Below are 17459 nucleotides of genomic sequence, written 5' to 3'. Positions count from 1 at the left end.
ATTCTGCATAAATTAAAACAGTCCTACCAGCACAACTGACAACAGCACCCCACCGATAAAACTTGGGGCGTGGAATGGCTGAGCTTTAGATCTAACGTACTCTTTTTGAAGGTCTTCTTGGTAAGTTTTAACGGCGAGTTCTTTTACGTAGTTATTTTGCATAATAAGATCCTTCTTAATCAGTAAGAGAAGCTTAAGACTTGAAGTTAGGTTGAGGTAAAGCAAAAAATCAGATTAATTGAACACTTTATTTTTGTTACTCGAGGATTACCCTGAACACATCGTTATTCACGCCGCCAACATCTACTAACTCTCCCGGTTTCATTAGAAGCGAGGTGTTAAGCTGTCGTGTTGAACGTGGCTCTTTTGTTTCTCGAATCACTAACATATCGACAAAATAGCCAGAGTCTTTCTTTGATATTGAGCCCGAAAACGTAACGCTTTCAACCCTATCGGCAAGGACTGAACTGAATGTTTTATCCTCTAAAACACCTGCGGCGATGGATGTATCACCATAAAATAGCGTGATGGTTGTTGGGTCGGGTACCAACTCTTGATTGGACGAACACCCTATTAGGGTAAGGCATAGCAGTAAAATGGCTCGAAATTGCATAAACTGGTTTTCTTTATTACGTTAAGCGTCTGTTTTTCATATTAAAACACTTCAACCTTATAAATACCATGTTTACGGGATAAGCTTAGGTGTGTCGCTTCGATGGACTTGAGTAATGAAGTGAACGGATCAGATCTCGGCCTGTTGAGTTTGCTCCCTATTTGGAAGCTAAACCGAGATCTGATCGATATTATCGAGAAGGGTTCAATTGATTTATGCAACAACGTCTTGTGGAGGTGTCCCTTCACAGTTAGAAACGACAGCATCAATTTGTACTAAAGCATTCATTGGGATTTCTGAAACCCCTACTACCGTTCTTGCAGGCAGCTCAGCATTAAAGAATGTGGTGTAGACTTCGTTTACCACATCAATATCTGAAATATCCTTAAGTTGAATATTAATTTTCACCGTATCGTCCATGCTATGGTCAACGCTTTCAATTATCGCCTTAATATTGTTTAAACATTGTTCCGCTTGTTCTTTTACCCCGCCAGCAACGATTTCATTTGTTTTCGGATCTAAAGGTAATTGGGCTGAAATATGATTGTAGTGAGAGAAAGCAACAGTATGCGAATAAGGCATGAATGGTGCAGAAACAGTATTATTGGTTTCAATAACCAGTAAGCGAGTGTCTTCTGGTAATTGCGGCGGTGTACCGTCGCCATGTGAAATGGATGTATCAATTTGAATTAAAGCACCCATTGCTAATTCAGCTGCGTTAACAACAGTACGAGCAGGAACGTAGCTTGGGAAGAATTTAGCACATACTTCATTTACCACTTCCGCATCTGCGATATTTTTTAGGTAGATAGTCGTTTTAACCACATCATTCATGACGTGTCCGATGCTTTCTAAAATAGCTTTAATGTTTGATAGACATTGCGCTGTTTGCGCTTTGATACCACCATCAACCAACTCACCTGTGGCTACATCTATAGGCAACTGAGCTGAAAGATTGTTGTAGTGAGAAAAGGCTGCAGTCTGCGTAGACACAGCACTTTGAGGTGCGTTATCCGTATTTCTTGAGACCTTAATTAGCGCGCAAGGAGCTTGTGGTTTAGTGCCTTCACCGTTAGAAATGAGAGCATCCATTTGAACCAGCGCATCGCTGTTTGTCAGTGCAGCGACACCCACGACAGTGCGTGTTGGCAGACTGTTGTGGAAGAAGCTTTTGTAAACTTCATCAATAGCATCGATATCAGAAATATTCTTAACGAAAACATTAATCTTCACGACATCATCCATAACATGGTCGATGCTTTCAACAATCGCTTTAATATTATTCAAACATTGTGCTGCTTGATCTTTAATATCACCGATGACTATTTCACCCGTTTTAGGGTCAATCGGAAGTTGAGCAGAAAAGTTATTATAATGAGAAAAAGCGACCGTTTGTGTAGATACAGAATTAATTGGTGCGTTTTCAGTGTTTCTTGAAATTTTAATGATATCGCTACTCATCGGTATTATCCTTTAAATAAAATAGGTATACGTATTTATATTTAACAATCGTATTTGGAAGAATGATTAAAGTAGCACCATGTTAAGTGAATTATTTTAGGGTAAACGTGATATCCATCAGACTCTCAGTTGACTATAAATCAGCAAGTTACAGAATAATTAGTCATCAAACGACTAATTATCCGTTGTACTAGGCTTTATCAACTGCTAAATTATCTTTAATTTTAAGTCTATTCAATAATCCTGAATACTCTCTCTGATAGTACGGTGAGTAATTCCAGAATTTTAGATAATATTTGATAGGTTGTTCACACAAAAACTTCGTTAATAGCTAAGTTAGTGAGTTTCTCCCCTATACCTGTGCATAAACTCTTAGGCTATTTAATTAATTATTTTCGAGAGCTTATTTTATATAAGTACGTTAATAATATATTCGAGAATCAAATACCTACAATCTGACAATGCCTATGATTAGATACATTTACTCATATAATTCAACAAATATGAGCAATCGTCACCATAGCTTTTGGCATTATAGCTCTCAACACATAGTTTCGTTGAAAGAAGAACTAAACCGCTCTTGGAGTAGTATTGAAGTGGCGCTTAAATTCGCGGCTAAATTGAGATGGGCTGGAGTAACCGACTCGACGTGCAGCATCACTAATACGAAGGCCTTCTAGTTGAATCAGCTCTTTGGCTTTGTTGAGCCTAACCTTCTTCAAATATTGCAGTGGTGATTCAAAAGTGACATTACGGAATGCATAGTGGAAGGCAGACACGCTCATGTTGGCTTCATCGGCTAACGATTGAACAGTGATGGTTTGGTCGTATTCTTCATGCACTTTAGACAGCGCTTTAGCGACACGTGCGTAATGGCCATCATGATGAGCTAAATCAAACAGCACACGCCCTTCTGAACCGGTTAATGCGCGGTAGACAATCTCTGTCACCATCGCATCGCCCAATATATTGGCTTCAATGTCGCAATGCAGCGTTTTCACCAACCGGGTAAAGCTCTCTAGCATTTGCTCTTCCATCGGCGTCGATTCTAAGCCACTCGAGTTCTGTTTGTGCTTGTTGCAATAACTTTCTAAGAAGCCTTGGTCTTCGAGCTTTTTCACTAAGCTATGTAAACGTTGAGAATCAATGCTTATCGACAAGCCAAGCAATGGTTCACCATTAACAGGCAAGGCTTCGCACTCTAACGGCATTGGCACACCTACCACAAGATAATCACCTGCAGCGTAAGTCACTGGCCTTTCGCCAATGTAGATGTTCTTTTTACCCTGTCCGAGCATGATAATGCCAGACTGGTAAGTAAATGGCTGACGCTGATTCCCGCCACTACTTCTATACAACCACACGCCGCTAATTTCAGTTTCTCTGATCCCTTCGAGATCATCCCAACCTTTGTGTTCTACATAAGACTGTAATAACTGAGCGAGTGTTTTCATAAGTGGCGACTTTCCATTCTAAGTGCTAAGAGTAAGTAAGCTAAAGCAGAGGAAGAATATCAAGTTTGTAGAAATAGGCAATTTATTTGGAGGAACAGCTCTTCATTGACCTAGATTACTGTACTAATATGCAAATATAGAAATTGAGCAATAAACCAAAATAACAAATTTCGCTTTACACAAGGAATCTCTGATGCAATTTACTTACGTTAACCCTACAGTAATTCACTTCGGCCAAGGCCAAATCAACGCTATCAGCCAAGCGGTTGATACTTCGAAGAAAGTACTGGTCATCTATGGTGGCGGTTCAATCAAGAGCAACGGTGTTTACGACCAAGTTGTAGAATCTTTGAAAGATCACTCTTGGATCGAGTTCTCTGGCGTTGAAGCAAACCCTACCAAAGAGACGCTAGACAAAGCAGTCGCTCTTGTTAAAGAAGAAAACGTAGAATTCATTATCGCTGTTGGCGGTGGTTCAGTAATCGACGGCTCTAAGTACGTTGCTGCAGCGGCTAAATATGACGGCGACGGTTGGGACATCCTAACGGGCAAACACCAAGTAACTGAAGCGACGCCAATCGGTGCGGTACTGACACTTCCTGCGACAGGTTCTGAATCTAACATGGGTGCGGTAATCACGCGTAAAGCGACTCAAGAGAAACTGGCATTCATGAACCCTGCAGTACAGCCTAAGTTTGCGGTTATGGACCCAGATGTAATGAAGTCTCTACCTGAGCGCCAGCTGATCAACGGATTAGTTGATGCGTGGGTTCACGTATGTGAGCAATACATCACGATGCCAACAGACGCAATGGTTCAAGACGGTTACGCAGAAACACTGCTTAAGAACCTACTTGTACTGGGTAAGCAATACGACGAGCATGACAACGATGCATGGCGTGCAAACCTAATGTGGACAGCAAACCAAGCGCTTAACGGCCTGATTGGTACAGGTGTTCCTCAAGATTGGGCAACTCACATGATTGGCCACGAATTCACTGCACTATGGCACGTAGACCACGCACGTTCGCTTGCGATTGTTCAACCTTCACTACTTCGTAACCAAATCGAAGCGAAACGTGGCAAGCTAGAGCAAATGGGTCGTAACGTATTTGGCTTAGAAGCGGGTGCTGATTTAGCAGAACGCACAATCGCTGCAATCGAAGCGTTCTACCACAGCCTAGACGTAGCAACCATGTTCGACGGCTACGAAACAAACAAAGCAACGGCGATTGACAATGTTGTTGCTCAACTTGAATCACACGGCTACCTACAACTTGGTGAGAACCAAGCAATCACGCCAGAGAAAACACGTGAGATTCTAGAGTCTGCGATTCACTAAGAATCGGGAAAATAGAGAGAAAGTAAAGATATTGGTCATACAACGATGAATTTTCACATCTGACTGAACCCATTACTTTTTTCTTTCGTACAACAGAAGCAGCGTTCATTTTGGGCGCTGCTTTTTAATTTGCCCTACAAGATGCTATTAAATTCTCATAAGTCCCTAATTTTATGTGCAATCATATTTCTATATTGTTAAGGTAAACCTGTCTCTTTACTAGGTATGAACAACGATTTGAACAATCTCAAGGAAATGGTTAAGTTTAAGTCACTTAACAAGTGGTATGGTGATTTTCATGCCCTAAAGGATATCGATTTAAATATTGAACAAGGAGAGATAGTGGTGATTTGCGGGCCGTCTGGTTCGGGTAAATCAACCTTGATCCGTTGTATCAATCAGCTAGAACCTTTCGAAAGTGGCGAACTTTCCGTGCTAGAAAAAGTACTCCCGGGTAAGTTCAACACACCGGGCCAAGTCGGAATGGTGTTTCAGCACTTTCATTTATTCCCCCATCTTACCGTGCTTGAGAACCTTACTCTTTCTCCAATTCGTACGCTTAAAAAAAGCAAACAAGAAGCCGAAAAAATAGCAATGCACTATCTCGAGCGTGTGCACATTGCAGAACAAGCCAACAAATACCCAGTGCAACTTTCTGGCGGTCAGCAACAACGCGTGGCTATCGCCCGTTCCCTGTGTATGAAGCCGGAATTACTCTTGTTTGACGAACCCACTTCAGCGCTTGATCCGGAGATGATCAACGAAGTGCTCGATGTGATGGTTGAACTGGCGAGCGAAGGCATCACTATGGTGTGTGTGACCCACGAAATGGGCTTTGCAAAACAAGTGGCCGACCGCGTTATCTTCATGGATGAAGGACAAATTGTGGAATCGAATACCCCACAAGCGCTCTTTGAAAACCCTCAACATGAACGTACTCAAGCGTTCCTAAATCAGATCCTGACTTATTGATGTTGATTCGAATTATTAAACCAGCCCTTTCCGCTCTAATACAAATTGTTGTACTAGTGGCCGCTGTTGTCTGGATTCTCGATTCTGGCGCACAAACCATGGGATACAGCTGGCAATGGGAGCGCGTGCCGGACTATATTGCTTTCTATGAAGATGGCGAATGGTGGCCTGCAGAGTTAGTTGAAGGGCTACTGGTTACCATCAATATCTCTCTGATTTCTTTGGTTGCAACGCTGGTGATTGGCTTAACCACAGCCCTATTGCGAAACTCCAATTCGGTGGTTGGACGCACCTTAGCCACCAGCTATGTTGAGTTGATTCGTAACACGCCGTTATTAGTACAAATTTATTTGCTCTATTTTGTATTTGGCCCCGTATTAGGGCTGGATCGTTTTAGCACTGCCGTTTTAGCCTTGGCACTTTTCCAAGGCGCTTACACCGCCGAGATATTTCGTGCTGGTTTAAATGGTATTGCGAGAGGACAATTTGAAGCAGCTCAATCCTTGGGCTTATCAAAGACCTATACTTACTGGGATGTGATTCTTCCTCAGGTGGTGCAACGCACCTTGCCACCTTTGACCAATGAAGTGATCTCTCTTATTAAAAACTCTTCAATTGTGAGTGTCATGGCTATCTTTGACCTAACAACCGAAGCCAGAAACATAGTTTCTGAAACCGCGATGCCATTTGAGATTTGGTTCTCTGTGGCGATCATTTACCTTGCACTTACACTTTCACTTTCTGCCGTTGCAGCTTGGCTTGAGCATAAGCTCGGAGCTAACTGGCGAACACAATAAGGATTTATCAGCATGAAGCTATTTAAAACCGCAATTACAGCCCTACTTGCGCTTGCCGTCAGTTTGCCTGCACTTGCTTCTGAAACGCCTAACCTAGACAAAATAAACGAACGTGGCTCTCTACGCGTTGGTATGTCGACATTTGTTCCTTGGGCGATGCGTAACAAACAAGGCGATCTTGTTGGCTTTGAAATCGATGTAGCAAAACGTCTTGCTGAAGATTCTGGCTGGAAAGTTGAATTCGTACCGACGGCATGGGATGGCATTATTCCTTCTCTACTTTCGAACAAGTTTGATGTAATCATTGGCGGTATGTCTATCACTGAAGCTCGCGCTAAAAGCGTATTGTTCACTGAACCTTACTCGCACTCTGGCGTTCAACTGGCAGCGAATAAAGAGCTAGCAGAAGGTTTTACACAAATCTCTGATTTTGATTCTCGCCGTGTAAAAATTGCAGCGCGTCGTGGTGCATTCACAGTGCAAGTAGCTCGTGAAACCTTCCCTAAAGCGAAAGTTCTACAGTTCGATGACGATGCTCAAGCATTCCAAGAAGTATTAAACGGCAACGCACACGCGGTTATCGCGTCTAGCCCGAAACCAGAACACGAAGCGATTAAAAACGCAGACACGCTATTTATTCCATTCGAAGAACGCCTATCAAAAGGTAATGAAGCATTTGCAGTTCGCCTAGGTGAAACTGACAAGACAGAATTCTTCAACGAGTGGATCAAAGCACGTACTGAAGACGGTTGGTTGAAAGAGCGTTACGAGTACTGGTTCTCTACTCTAGATTGGCAAGACCAGATTGCTCAAGGTCAGTAATCAACTGCCAATTAGACGCTAAAGAACCAATCAAGGCAGTACCTTGCTGGTACTGTCTTTTAAGAAACACCCGAGATAGCTATAAACTCATAGCCACTCTCACAGCATATTAATTATCATTGTTTAAACAGGAATGACGTGAGTAGTACTAGCGCATTATCAACGCCCAAGCCCAACCTTCACACGAAGCCTTGGTATCAACGCCTCAATCTATTAGATGGAGTGTTGTTTGCGATCATTTTCGCGTTCGCAGGTTGGCTTTATTATCGTTCCGCTGTTGGTATTAACTACCATTGGCGCTGGGAAGATGCGTTTACCCTGATTTTCATTCCGCCTTCTCAAGGCAATATTCCTTACTTTTTCCAAGGCTTGATCGCGACACTGCGCTTGAGTGTTTGGAGCATGGTTTTAGCACTCTCTTTTGGCACATTACTTGGCGTTGCTAGGCACTCTAAAATCGCTTTCTTCAGAACGCCTGCACTGATTTTTATCCAACTGGTTCGAAATATTCCACCACTGGTTTTTGTCTTCATATTCTATTTCTTCGTTTCTAACCAACTGATTCCATTACTTGGTTTAGAAAGTATCTTACGTGAACACAACGGCGAGATTAACGCTGTTCAAGCCTTTCTGTTTGGTCCTGCTAACCTTTGGGAAAACTTGGCGTCTGGTGTTATCTGTATTGGTTTGCTCTCTTCGGCTTACATCGCAGAAGTGATTCGAGCTGGCTTAGAAAGTATTCCTAAAGGGCAATGGGAAGCGGCCGATTCACTCGGCTTATCGGCGTTGTCTAAGTATCGATTTGTGGTTGGCCCGCAAGTATTAACGGCCATCACACCGCCTTTAGCAGGTCAGGCAATTTCTCTAGTAAAAGATACCTCGATTGTATCCCTGATTTCGATTCAAGAGATGACATTTGTTGGCACTGAAATGGCGAACTCTTCCGGTTTGATCTTCGAGATCTGGCTGATTGTTGGTGCGGTTTACTTCGCGTTATGTTTCACCCTTTCACGTATTTTCAAAGTCATTGAACAACGCTCGAGTGTTTACCTTAACCGCTAGTGTCATTGTTTATTTAGACGTGTATTCAAGCGTCTGTTAGATGTCAACATAGCCACCTAAGTCATAATATTCATCCACTTACCCTGATTGGTTTAACTCATTGACCAATCAGGATTAATTGCTTGAAAACTCTCTACTGAAACACAGCAAACCCATCATTTAGTCACTATACTTGAAGTATCAAATTCCATTGGATCTTCTCAAGGACTTCACTCAGCATGGACAATCATAAAGAAAGAGCTTTTTACGCCGTTGTTGGCGCATTGGTTGGAGACGCCGCTTCCATGGGGCTGCATTGGTTGTATGACCAAGAGAGGATCTTGCACGTGGCGGGTTTTGAACCAGAATTTCGCTCACCAAACCAGTTCGATTATCAAGACAAAGGCTACTTCGCCCACCAAGGTAAAACCGCTGGCGACCAATCACAATACGGTGCTCAGTTATTGGCGATGGTCGATAGCCTAGCCGATAATCAACACTACGACGAAGCGAGTTACATTAAGCACTTCCGTTTCTGGTTTGATTTTGGTGGCAGTTGGCAAGGTTACATTGATAAAGCGACTCGTATGAGCTTGCTGAACATACATAAACTAGAGCTAACAGAAGCTCCAATCACAGCCTGTGGCGCTGATGACACCCAGCTACCTGCTGTTTCAAAGCTAATTCCTTTAGTGGCGTGTACTTACACCTCTCACACCTTACCGGCAATGGTAGAGAGTGCGGTACGAGTGACCAACAACAACGACAAAGCCGTGGAATGGGCACAAGCCATCACCTTATTGGTTCAAGCGGCAATTCAAGGCAACTCTCCACTGCAATCGGTAGAAATGGTGCGACAAACTTGTAGCAAGTTCATACACGATCAAATCGACGAAGCACTGGCTGATCCTGAGCTTTCGATTACAGATGCCGCGAAGAAGTTTGGATTGCATTGTGAACTGAGTGCCGCGTTCCCCTTGCTGATTCGCATTATTGCAGGTGCTCAGAGTTATCAACAAGGCATTCGCGACAACATCTTATGTGGTGGTGACAGCTGCGGTCGTGCGATTGTAATTGGCGCGGTATTAGCGGCGTGTTTCTACGAAGGAGATGGCGAAATTCCAACCGAATGGCTAAAACAAGTCGAACTCAATGGTGGCGTGCTGTCTTTGCCTATTGAGTGATTTCCACAACAACGAACTAGAGCCTGACATAAGACAAGCACACTTCTAGGTCGGATGTCGTTCCTATAAAGTTGGAACACACTGCGATAACTCATTCTTCAGCCAAACAACAAACGGGCTTTCTGGCTCTTCATGGTTGCTATCTTGCGTGAGCAATATGTACTGGTGACCAGAAGGTACGAAGCCAAACGGCGCGATCAAGTTACCTCTTTCAAGATCGTCGGCGACAAGTGGATAAGACCCAAGCGCTATGCCTAACCCATCGACAGCCGCCTGAAAGCAAAAGTAGAAGTGTGCAAATGTTTGGTTCGCTCGAGCTTTTGACCACTCTCCACCATTAACTTTATCTATAGTGATAGCACCCCAATGACTCCAAGCACCTGGCCGTGTACTGCTGTGCAGTAATTTCACATCATCTAAGTTATCTTTTACCTGCTGCCAATAACCCGGGGAACACACAGGGCCTACCCACTCTTCAACTAGTGGTATCTGTTCGTAACGCTCGGTTAATTTAAAGTCATCTCGGCGAATCGCCATATCGAGCCCTGTCGCATTCAAGTTCACAGGCCCACCAGCAGTCGACAATCGAACATCAATTCCGGATTCGTTATAGAAATCACCGAGTCGAGGCATTAACCAACGCATGGTCAATGTGGGTTCGCATGAAACTTCCAACGCTTGATGATTCAGCTGATTAAGCTTATGGACTCCAGTCTCCAAGGCTTGGAACGCTTGCTCTGTGTAACCTTTGAGTAATTCCCCTTCTTTGGTGAGACACACATTCCTGCCCTGTTTGTAGAACAAAACTTGGGATAAGTGATTTTCCAATACCTTGATCTGCTTACTCACCGCGCCATGTGTGATATTGAGTTTATCCGCCGCTTCACTGTAACTACTCGAATGCGCTGCTACGTGGAAAATATGAAATGCTTTCAAATGTCTCATGTGTGATTTTTTCTCACAGATAGGTGGAATTCATTTCGATTATAGGCAGCAATAAAAAACCATACAATGCTGGCTCATCAAATATAAAGAGTTGGAGTCATTATGGAGTGGTTAATCCTAGCAGTATTGGGACTATTGATTGTTATCAGCCCAGGCGCTGATTTCGTTTTAGTTTTGAAAAACAGTGTCAACCAAGGAAGACAAGCAGGGATTTGGACTGCAATCGGTGTGAGTTTAGCGATTTGTGCTCACATCAGTTATTCAATGCTTGGGATCAGTTATTTAATCTCACAGAATGAGCAGCTGTTTGACATGATTAGATACGCAGGTGCAACCTACCTTATTTTTCTAGGGCTAAAAGGTATCTTGAGTGCGGACAACAAGCTTGCACCGATGGAAGATGCAAAGCAAAGCACCAGTGTTTGGAGCTATTTAGCCCAAGGCTTCTTATGTAACGTGCTCAACCCAAAAACCATGTTGTTCTTTTTGAGCATCTTCAGCCAAGTCATCTCACCTGATGCAGAAAACCAGCATGTCGCGCTCGGCTATGGGCTTTACATGATCGTTCTTCACGGTTTATGGTTTGGCGTTGTCGCTATGCTGTTTACTTCGAATACATTGCAAAAGCATCTATTGAGAGCAAAGAAAAGGCTTAATCAAGCATGTGGATTTGGCTTAGTGACGTTCGGAGCACTGTTGGCGATTAAATCGTAAACAAGCGAGTCACAAATAGAAAGCGATTCAAACGACTGAATCGCATCTAACTGGGTCTTGGTAAACCTCTAGACAAGATTCATCGGTCTAATATCGGCACTATCAGGGAAGATAGTGTTGAGTTGTTTCACTTCTATCGATAAATGTCGGTTGAGCACACCCTTGATAACCGAACGCATATCAATCGTTGGATTAAGGTCTCGGCCTTCATATAGTTGGCTTTGGCTCAATCCCGGCCAATTGGCAATAACCTTACCACCCGCTCCTTTCAACGATGGCAGCGCACCACCCGCAACAAACATGACGTTGCCGGTGCCATGGTCGGTTCCTTTAGTGCCATTTTCTTTTGCTGTTCGACCAAATTCACTGGCCGCGATGATCACTGTCTTCTGCCAACGCTCACCTAGTGAAGCTTTGAGAGCCGCTAACCCAACATCCAAAGTTTTAAGCTGATTACTCAACCGTCCATTTACGTTGCCTTGATTGGCGTGAGTGTCCCACCCACCGAGTTCTAACGCTGCGATGTTTGGTCCGTTATCAGCCGACAATATGTCGCCTGTTTTACCCATCAATGATTTAAACTGTTTGCCGACACCTTGGTCGCCTACCAGTTGATCTATCTTCATGACACTTTCAAAGTTTGAAGACAGCATTTGGTCACTTTGAAACAACTCTTCCAGCAGTTCCGTTTGTTTATCACGTGTTTTTAAGCGGTTTGGGTACCAACTTGCCACGGTCGATTCGCCCTGCATGATGAGTGGTAAGCCCGAATCAATCGCTATTCCATCGTATTTTTCTGAGCTCAACGTGAGTAAACGGTTAATCCACCCTACGGTGTTAAACGGGTCGGAAGTACCATTCTCTAATATCTTCTGTCCATCAAAATGTGAACGCTCACGATAAGCGGTTGAACAAGCGTGTACAAAGCTGAGTTCGTTACTCTCATACCATTGATGGCACTGCTTTAGAGATGGATGAAGCCCAAAGAAATCATCCAACTTCACTAGCTGTTCAGGTTTTAATCCGATGTTGGGTCTCAAATTAGAGTAATCCGGATCGGCATGCGGCACTACAACATTTAAACCATCCATCGCGCCACGCAGTGATACCCAAATGAAGATATTGTCTGAACCTGTTTTGGCAAAGCTTGGAAATGGCAGCATCGCACTGACGCCAACAGCCGCCGCAATACCCATGAACTGGCGGCGGTTAATACTATGTGGCGCTTTATTCTGAGAACAATCTGACTTTTTCATACCCACTCCTAACGATATTGAAACTGCGGACTTAGCCACAACAGGGAAAGTTGCATTGCAGCGCTGTCGGCTTTGTTCAATACAATTTGGGTGTGTTCATCAATAGCATCGCCATATAAACCCGCGATCACTTTATCCACTACCGCTTTCGGCTTAACTCCTGACGCTTTAGCCGATTTTATTGCAGCAGACGCAAGCCTATTCGCAACTTGCATACGTTGAGTCAACGCCGAAGGGCTATTGTAGTCTCTGTCTTGATCCGACCAGCCTGCAGGTGAACCCGGTTTAAAAGGAGGCTGCCCTAAATTGTTGAGTGCATTGAATGCCTGTTTCTCGTTTAAAGAAATATCGGCACTACGAAGAACGGCAAACAGCCACTCCTTCGGCGGTCTAAAACGATTAGGGTTAGGTTTACTCGCCTCAGCACTGTTCAATAACAAGCGATAAACAGGCAGTAAATTCCCCTCGCCTCTCAGATATTCAGCAACCATTTGCTCTGAGAGTTCTTTAGGTATGTCGCCAATGAAATGCTGGCACAGCTTACCAACCAAGTACGCAGCAGTGTCTTTGTGGGTCGCTAAGGTTTTTAAACACGACTCTCCTTGCGAGACGCCGGATTGAGAATAAGCCTTTCCAAGCAGTGTGATACTTCCTGGCTCATGCAGGTTATTAGCAAATCGAAACCCAGCATCAGGAGATTTGAATTTAATGCCCCAGCCTGAAATCGCTTTTGCTAAGGCAATGACGTCTTGCTGAGTGTAAGAACCGTCAACGCCAAGAGTGTGGAGTTCTAAGATCTCACGAGCGAGGTTCTCATTGAGCCCCTTATTACGGCGCTTTCCGACTTTTGAATTGGGACCAATCGAGAGTTGATTGTCGAGATACAGAAGCATCGCAGGATGTTTAGAAGAAGCCATCAGCATCTCGCCAAAGTTACCATTCCAATGCTGGCGAACCACATCGTTTTCAATGCTGGCGGCCAAGGGCATCAGTTTTCGATTATCGACCGAGATGGCGAAGTGATTGCTCCAAAACTGAATGATGCGCTCTTGAAAACCATAAGGAGTTTCAACACTTTGTAGGTGGCGAGCTTGAGCTTGTTGTCGATACTGCGTTCGAAGAAAAGACTGCGCTTCTTTCTTCGTGGCTTGCATCTGTTGTTCGTCACCCTTGGCCTTCATTCGTTGTACACGATTCTCTCCTACTTTAATCAGAGTAGATTCAGTACTCGGTAAGTCTTGTATAGCTTGGTGAACGAATGGCTTTTTATCCAACTGTTCTACAGGAGAATAATAGGTTGTTTGACCTAGTTTTGGCCCAAAGCCAAACCTTTGTTCACCCACGATTTTTGAAGTCGGGTAATAATTCATTGCACACTCCCTTACGCTCGATCTTTTCTAAGTGTAATCGCTTAGTCATCAAGCATAGGGAGCTTTACAAGGTTTTACGTTAGATGGGTGTCAGGTGCCTATCAAGTTACAGACACGGTGTGATCATTTTAAATGTATATCTACTTGCGCAACATATACACAAACTGATCGTTTTGCGAGGTGATTTCAAAACCAAATCGGAGATACAACTCCCCAACTCGATTACCTTGCAAATAACACAGCTCTACTGGCTTACTGAGCTTGTCTGCGTGAGCTAAACAATCAGTCAAAACTTGGCTTCCAATACCCTTACCATGATATTCAGGCAGCAAGAAAAATCGGCAAAAGTAGAAGTGGTCACCTTTATCTTGCAGCAACACACTGCCAATCGCTTTGCCCTGATACTCAATGATTTCAGGCCTTTCCTCTGCCCACTCTTCGGCGTGTATGTCTCGTTGAATTTGGTCATCCCAGCCAAAAACAGCCTTGATTGGCTCATATTCAGCCGCCTTTTTTAGCTCGAACAGAAATTCATAATCTGATGACTGAGCAGCTCTTGTTGAATACTTCAAAATACCTCCAACAATAATTGGCTATGGTTTCATTTTCGTTTAAGCCGGAATTCAGAGCCCCAGACACAACCAAAAATGCCACGCTTAAATGTTCATTTTGGTTCTAGTTGGTAACGTAAGACTTCTTGTTTATCTTGCTCTGAATAAAAGGTATTCAGGAATTGTCCACCGCACTTCTCAATGACCTTTTGCGAAGCTATATTGCCCCTCTCACACGTAATAATAGCGCTTTCGGACAATACGTACCGTTGAACCCAAGACAACATATGACTTGCGATACCCCGCCCTCTCGCTTGTGGCAAAGTCTCGTAGCCGATATGTCCGATGACATCGTGAATGTACGGACTGGTGCCATGACGAACTCTTATCACTCCAAGAATACGTCCAGACTCGAAACAAAAATAAGTAGAAGCAGGCGTCCACCCTTCTGGCAAACCCCCACCTTTTGAATAAGCAATTCGTCTTTCTAAATAGGCATCACTGCCATCAGAAATGCCCGTGTAAATATCTAACCCATCTTCAACACAGGCGTTCACATAGTGATGAAAGGCAGTTGAATGCGAAAGAGCAGCTTTAACCATGTCCATATGATGTTAATTCTCCGCCGGTTTTACGCTATTTAGTTCAGTAGCAACTCGCAATTTTGACCGATTATCGACTATTGCTTCTTAACGTACTTCGCCGTAACCAACATTTCACCGCCACCATCCAACTTGCAATCTAGCTGGTGATCTTTGCCTTCGTTGATGCGTCGAATCACGGCTTTAGTGCCGATTTTCAGTACGCTAGAACTGCCTTTAATTTTTAGATCTTTAATGAAGGTAACTTTATCGCTACTTTCCAATACAACGCCATTTACGTCCTTAACACGCGCGGCTTCTCTTTCTAAACGCTCTTCTTCTGGATTCCACTCATAGGCACACTCAGGGCAGATTAGGTTGTTTTGGTCTGGGTAGACATATTCAGATTGGCATTGCGGACAAGGAGGTAAGGACATACGTTAATACTTCATTTAAATAGAATTTGTTCCATTTTAATGGCTCTTGTCAGGCTTAGCGAGCATAAATCTAACAAGTTTTACGGAGAGCTAATTGTCTTAAAAAAGAGCAGTACCTAAAACGAACAAACACAGCCGCTAAGCTGTGTTTGTTTAAAGGTTTGAAAAGCGGAACGGCTTAACGTTCGACTTTTGGTGAGTAAATCGAGTAAGCGGTGATTTGCCCTGCCACGATTGCAGAGAACATGAATAACGCCGACAAACCAATACTCGGGATAGGCAGAATCGATTGTTCAAACACCGATTGGCTGGCACTCACTAATACTCGGCTACCCGGAACCAAGATGATGATCCCTTGCACGATATAAATAGAGCCCGTGAGCTCCATCTTTTTAGCAATCCAAGTTCCGTACAAAGTAATAAGAACCGTCGTAACCCAAGTACCGACAACCCAACCACTATCAAAACCTAGATAGAACGGGCCCCACATACCGAGAACCGCTACTGGTAAACCAAGTAAGATGTCTTTAGGTCGCGCATTGAACATCACACCGATAGAAACAGAGATCAGCACCAAGCCAGATATGTGCATCCACATCGGTACCGCATTGGTATAGTCGATGGAGACCGCTTGTCCCCATATCGCTTCACCGATGTTGAGCCCCATGATAATCCCTACAAACAGCTTAATCAGGGTTAAGGCGCTCTGCCCTAGCAAGCTGGTACCAGAAACCAAGTCATTAAACGCCAAACATTCTAATGCGTTGGCTATGGATAAACCGGGGACAAACAAGACAATCGAGGCGATACACAACGCCCACACAGGAATCGGTAAACCTGTACTTGCCAAAAACGCCACGAAAATACCCGTTAACAGTGCCGAGATGAATTCAACCGCGATAGCACGACGTGAATGAAGAACTTGCTGACATACCCAAACCATCAAACCCAATAACGCAGAAAATCCAACCGCTTCCAACGTACTGCCCACCAGCATCAAATACGCAGGCGGAATACCCATATTGGCAAGTGCCGTCACAAATTTAGAGTAACCGACAGGCTCTGGTACAGGCTCACTGCTCGGTTGGTTAATACGAATGATCGTATTGGCCAACAAACTCAGGTTAATTGACGCAGGCTTTAGACGCTTAAGAATAACGGCGTTGTTATCGTCTGGAAATTGATAGTTAATCGCAGTTGGCGTTGCTTGGATCATCACATCCACACCATGCTTTTTTGCATAGAATTGAGTGTATTTCTCTAGCTTGTAAGGAGCACAACCACTGCGGTGAAGAGTGTCACCAATTTCAACAATTTTGTTAATTCGGAACTGAGAAGGCATGGGAATTTTAGGGGAGACAAAATGTGCGGCAAATGTACCAAACGATAGACGGAATGACGAGACTTTTGCGTGAATTATCAACTGAACTCGTTACTTTTTTCTGCAAAGGCTTATAAGTGCCTATAACTCTAGTCATTTGGGATTAGTTTACTGAATATTTTGACAAATTAATAAGTTAAATTTATGCATTCAGATTGTTATTAACGAAATCCAAAACACGAATAAAAACCAGGTTTATGTTAACACTCCAAATTCCTTAATTTTCATGAGATTTATGACTGCCAAGCACCATTAAAACAGGTTTATAAATTAATGTAGATTTATCGCAAAAAGCAGCATGACATTTACTATTATTTCTCACCTTCCTTTTACGAGATTTTAGTCACATTTTATTCACTCTGAAAACGCCGAACATGATGGAAAAACTAGCGGAGTGGTGGTTATGCGAGCACTTAGAATAAAAATGAAAGAAAAAGGTTTCGTTTTCAGTTAGATGTGGCATTATCAAACTCGTTAAGACGATGTGCGTGCATCGTATAATGGCTATTACCTCAGCCTTCCAAGCTGATGATGCGGG

18 protein-coding genes are annotated in these 17459 nt (G+C 43.5%); 7 read left to right on the top strand and 11 right to left on the bottom strand.

Annotation, left to right across the window (positions count from 1 at the left end):
* Window positions 1-12: 12 nt before the first annotated feature.
* The 4 genes from AB6E52_RS15720 to AB6E52_RS15705 form a co-directional block, all read right to left on the bottom strand.
* Complete coding sequence (locus AB6E52_RS15720) at window positions 13-162, bottom strand: hypothetical protein (RefSeq protein ID WP_017062658.1); 150 nt, start codon at window positions 160-162, stop codon at window positions 13-15.
* Window positions 163-256: 94 nt separating this feature from the next.
* Complete coding sequence (locus AB6E52_RS15715; protein WP_102320754.1) at window positions 257-613, bottom strand: hypothetical protein; 357 nt, start codon at window positions 611-613, stop codon at window positions 257-259.
* 213 nt (window positions 614-826) lie between these two features.
* Entirely contained in the window at window positions 827-2074 is a 1248-nt protein-coding gene (locus tag AB6E52_RS15710) for a RidA family protein (RefSeq protein ID WP_102320753.1), read from the bottom strand.
* Between the two features lie 569 nt (window positions 2075-2643).
* Window positions 2644-3528, bottom strand: coding sequence for an AraC family transcriptional regulator (locus AB6E52_RS15705; protein ID WP_017062661.1), 885 nt, complete (start codon window positions 3526-3528; stop codon window positions 2644-2646).
* Between the two features lie 193 nt (window positions 3529-3721).
* Here AB6E52_RS15705 and AB6E52_RS15700 point away from each other — a divergent pair, with 193 nt between their 5' ends.
* The 6 genes from AB6E52_RS15700 to AB6E52_RS15675 all read left to right on the top strand — a co-directional run bounded on the left by AB6E52_RS15700 (window position 3722) and on the right by AB6E52_RS15675 (window position 9686).
* Entirely contained in the window at window positions 3722-4870 is a 1149-nt protein-coding gene (locus AB6E52_RS15700; RefSeq protein WP_102320752.1) for an iron-containing alcohol dehydrogenase, read from the top strand.
* A gap of 225 nt (window positions 4871-5095) precedes the next feature.
* Window positions 5096-5842, top strand: a complete 747-nt coding sequence (locus AB6E52_RS15695) for an amino acid ABC transporter ATP-binding protein (protein WP_065583924.1) — start codon at window positions 5096-5098, stop codon at window positions 5840-5842.
* Window positions 5842-6639: an amino acid ABC transporter permease gene (locus AB6E52_RS15690; protein ID WP_102320751.1), complete on the top strand. Its 798-nt coding sequence runs from the start codon at window positions 5842-5844 to the stop codon at window positions 6637-6639. The genes AB6E52_RS15695 and AB6E52_RS15690 overlap by 1 nt, the downstream gene beginning before the upstream one ends.
* A 12-nt stretch (window positions 6640-6651) precedes the next feature.
* A complete protein-coding gene (locus AB6E52_RS15685; RefSeq protein WP_017067595.1) occupies window positions 6652-7461 on the top strand; it encodes a transporter substrate-binding domain-containing protein in 810 nt (269 codons plus the stop codon).
* 138 nt (window positions 7462-7599) lie between these two features.
* Window positions 7600-8523, top strand: coding sequence for an amino acid ABC transporter permease (locus tag AB6E52_RS15680; protein WP_102320750.1), 924 nt, complete (start codon window positions 7600-7602; stop codon window positions 8521-8523).
* A gap of 218 nt (window positions 8524-8741) precedes the next feature.
* On the top strand, window positions 8742-9686 hold the full coding sequence (locus AB6E52_RS15675) for an ADP-ribosylglycohydrolase family protein (protein ID WP_102320749.1): 945 nt from the start codon (window positions 8742-8744) through the stop codon (window positions 9684-9686).
* A 63-nt stretch (window positions 9687-9749) separates the two neighbouring features.
* On the opposite strand, the gene AB6E52_RS15670 is transcribed toward AB6E52_RS15675, so the two are convergent.
* Window positions 9750-10631 (bottom strand): LysR substrate-binding domain-containing protein, encoded by an 882-nt coding sequence (locus AB6E52_RS15670; RefSeq protein ID WP_017062668.1) that lies wholly within the window; start codon window positions 10629-10631, stop codon window positions 9750-9752.
* 102 nt (window positions 10632-10733) lie between these two features.
* Here AB6E52_RS15670 and AB6E52_RS15665 point away from each other — a divergent pair, with 102 nt between their 5' ends.
* A complete protein-coding gene (locus AB6E52_RS15665) occupies window positions 10734-11345 on the top strand; it encodes a LysE family translocator (protein WP_102320748.1) in 612 nt (203 codons plus the stop codon).
* A gap of 68 nt (window positions 11346-11413) precedes the next feature.
* On the opposite strand, the gene AB6E52_RS15660 is transcribed toward AB6E52_RS15665, so the two are convergent.
* From AB6E52_RS15660 to AB6E52_RS15635, 6 genes are all read right to left on the bottom strand, one after another.
* Window positions 11414-12601: a DUF1501 domain-containing protein gene (locus tag AB6E52_RS15660; RefSeq protein ID WP_102320747.1), complete on the bottom strand. Its 1188-nt coding sequence runs from the start codon at window positions 12599-12601 to the stop codon at window positions 11414-11416.
* 8 nt (window positions 12602-12609) lie between these two features.
* Entirely contained in the window at window positions 12610-13971 is a 1362-nt protein-coding gene (locus tag AB6E52_RS15655; protein WP_102320746.1) for a DUF1800 family protein, read from the bottom strand.
* 140 nt (window positions 13972-14111) lie between these two features.
* Window positions 14112-14543, bottom strand: coding sequence for a GNAT family N-acetyltransferase (locus AB6E52_RS15650; protein ID WP_102320745.1), 432 nt, complete (start codon window positions 14541-14543; stop codon window positions 14112-14114).
* Between the two features lie 92 nt (window positions 14544-14635).
* Complete coding sequence (locus AB6E52_RS15645; RefSeq protein ID WP_102320744.1) at window positions 14636-15130, bottom strand: GNAT family N-acetyltransferase; 495 nt, start codon at window positions 15128-15130, stop codon at window positions 14636-14638.
* A gap of 71 nt (window positions 15131-15201) precedes the next feature.
* Entirely contained in the window at window positions 15202-15540 is a 339-nt protein-coding gene (locus AB6E52_RS15640; RefSeq protein ID WP_102320743.1) for a zinc ribbon domain-containing protein YjdM, read from the bottom strand.
* Window positions 15541-15718: 178 nt separating this feature from the next.
* Window positions 15719-16882: a threonine/serine exporter family protein gene (locus tag AB6E52_RS15635; RefSeq protein WP_004731486.1), complete on the bottom strand. Its 1164-nt coding sequence runs from the start codon at window positions 16880-16882 to the stop codon at window positions 15719-15721.
* Between the last annotated feature and the right edge of the window lie 577 nt (window positions 16883-17459).

The organism is Vibrio sp. 10N.247.311.13 (assembly GCF_041467595.1).
GTDB lineage: Bacteria > Pseudomonadota > Gammaproteobacteria > Enterobacterales > Vibrionaceae > Vibrio > Vibrio crassostreae_C.
The sequence above is the reverse complement of the archived record's forward strand: the minus strand, read 5'-3'. Positions and strand labels throughout refer to the sequence as shown.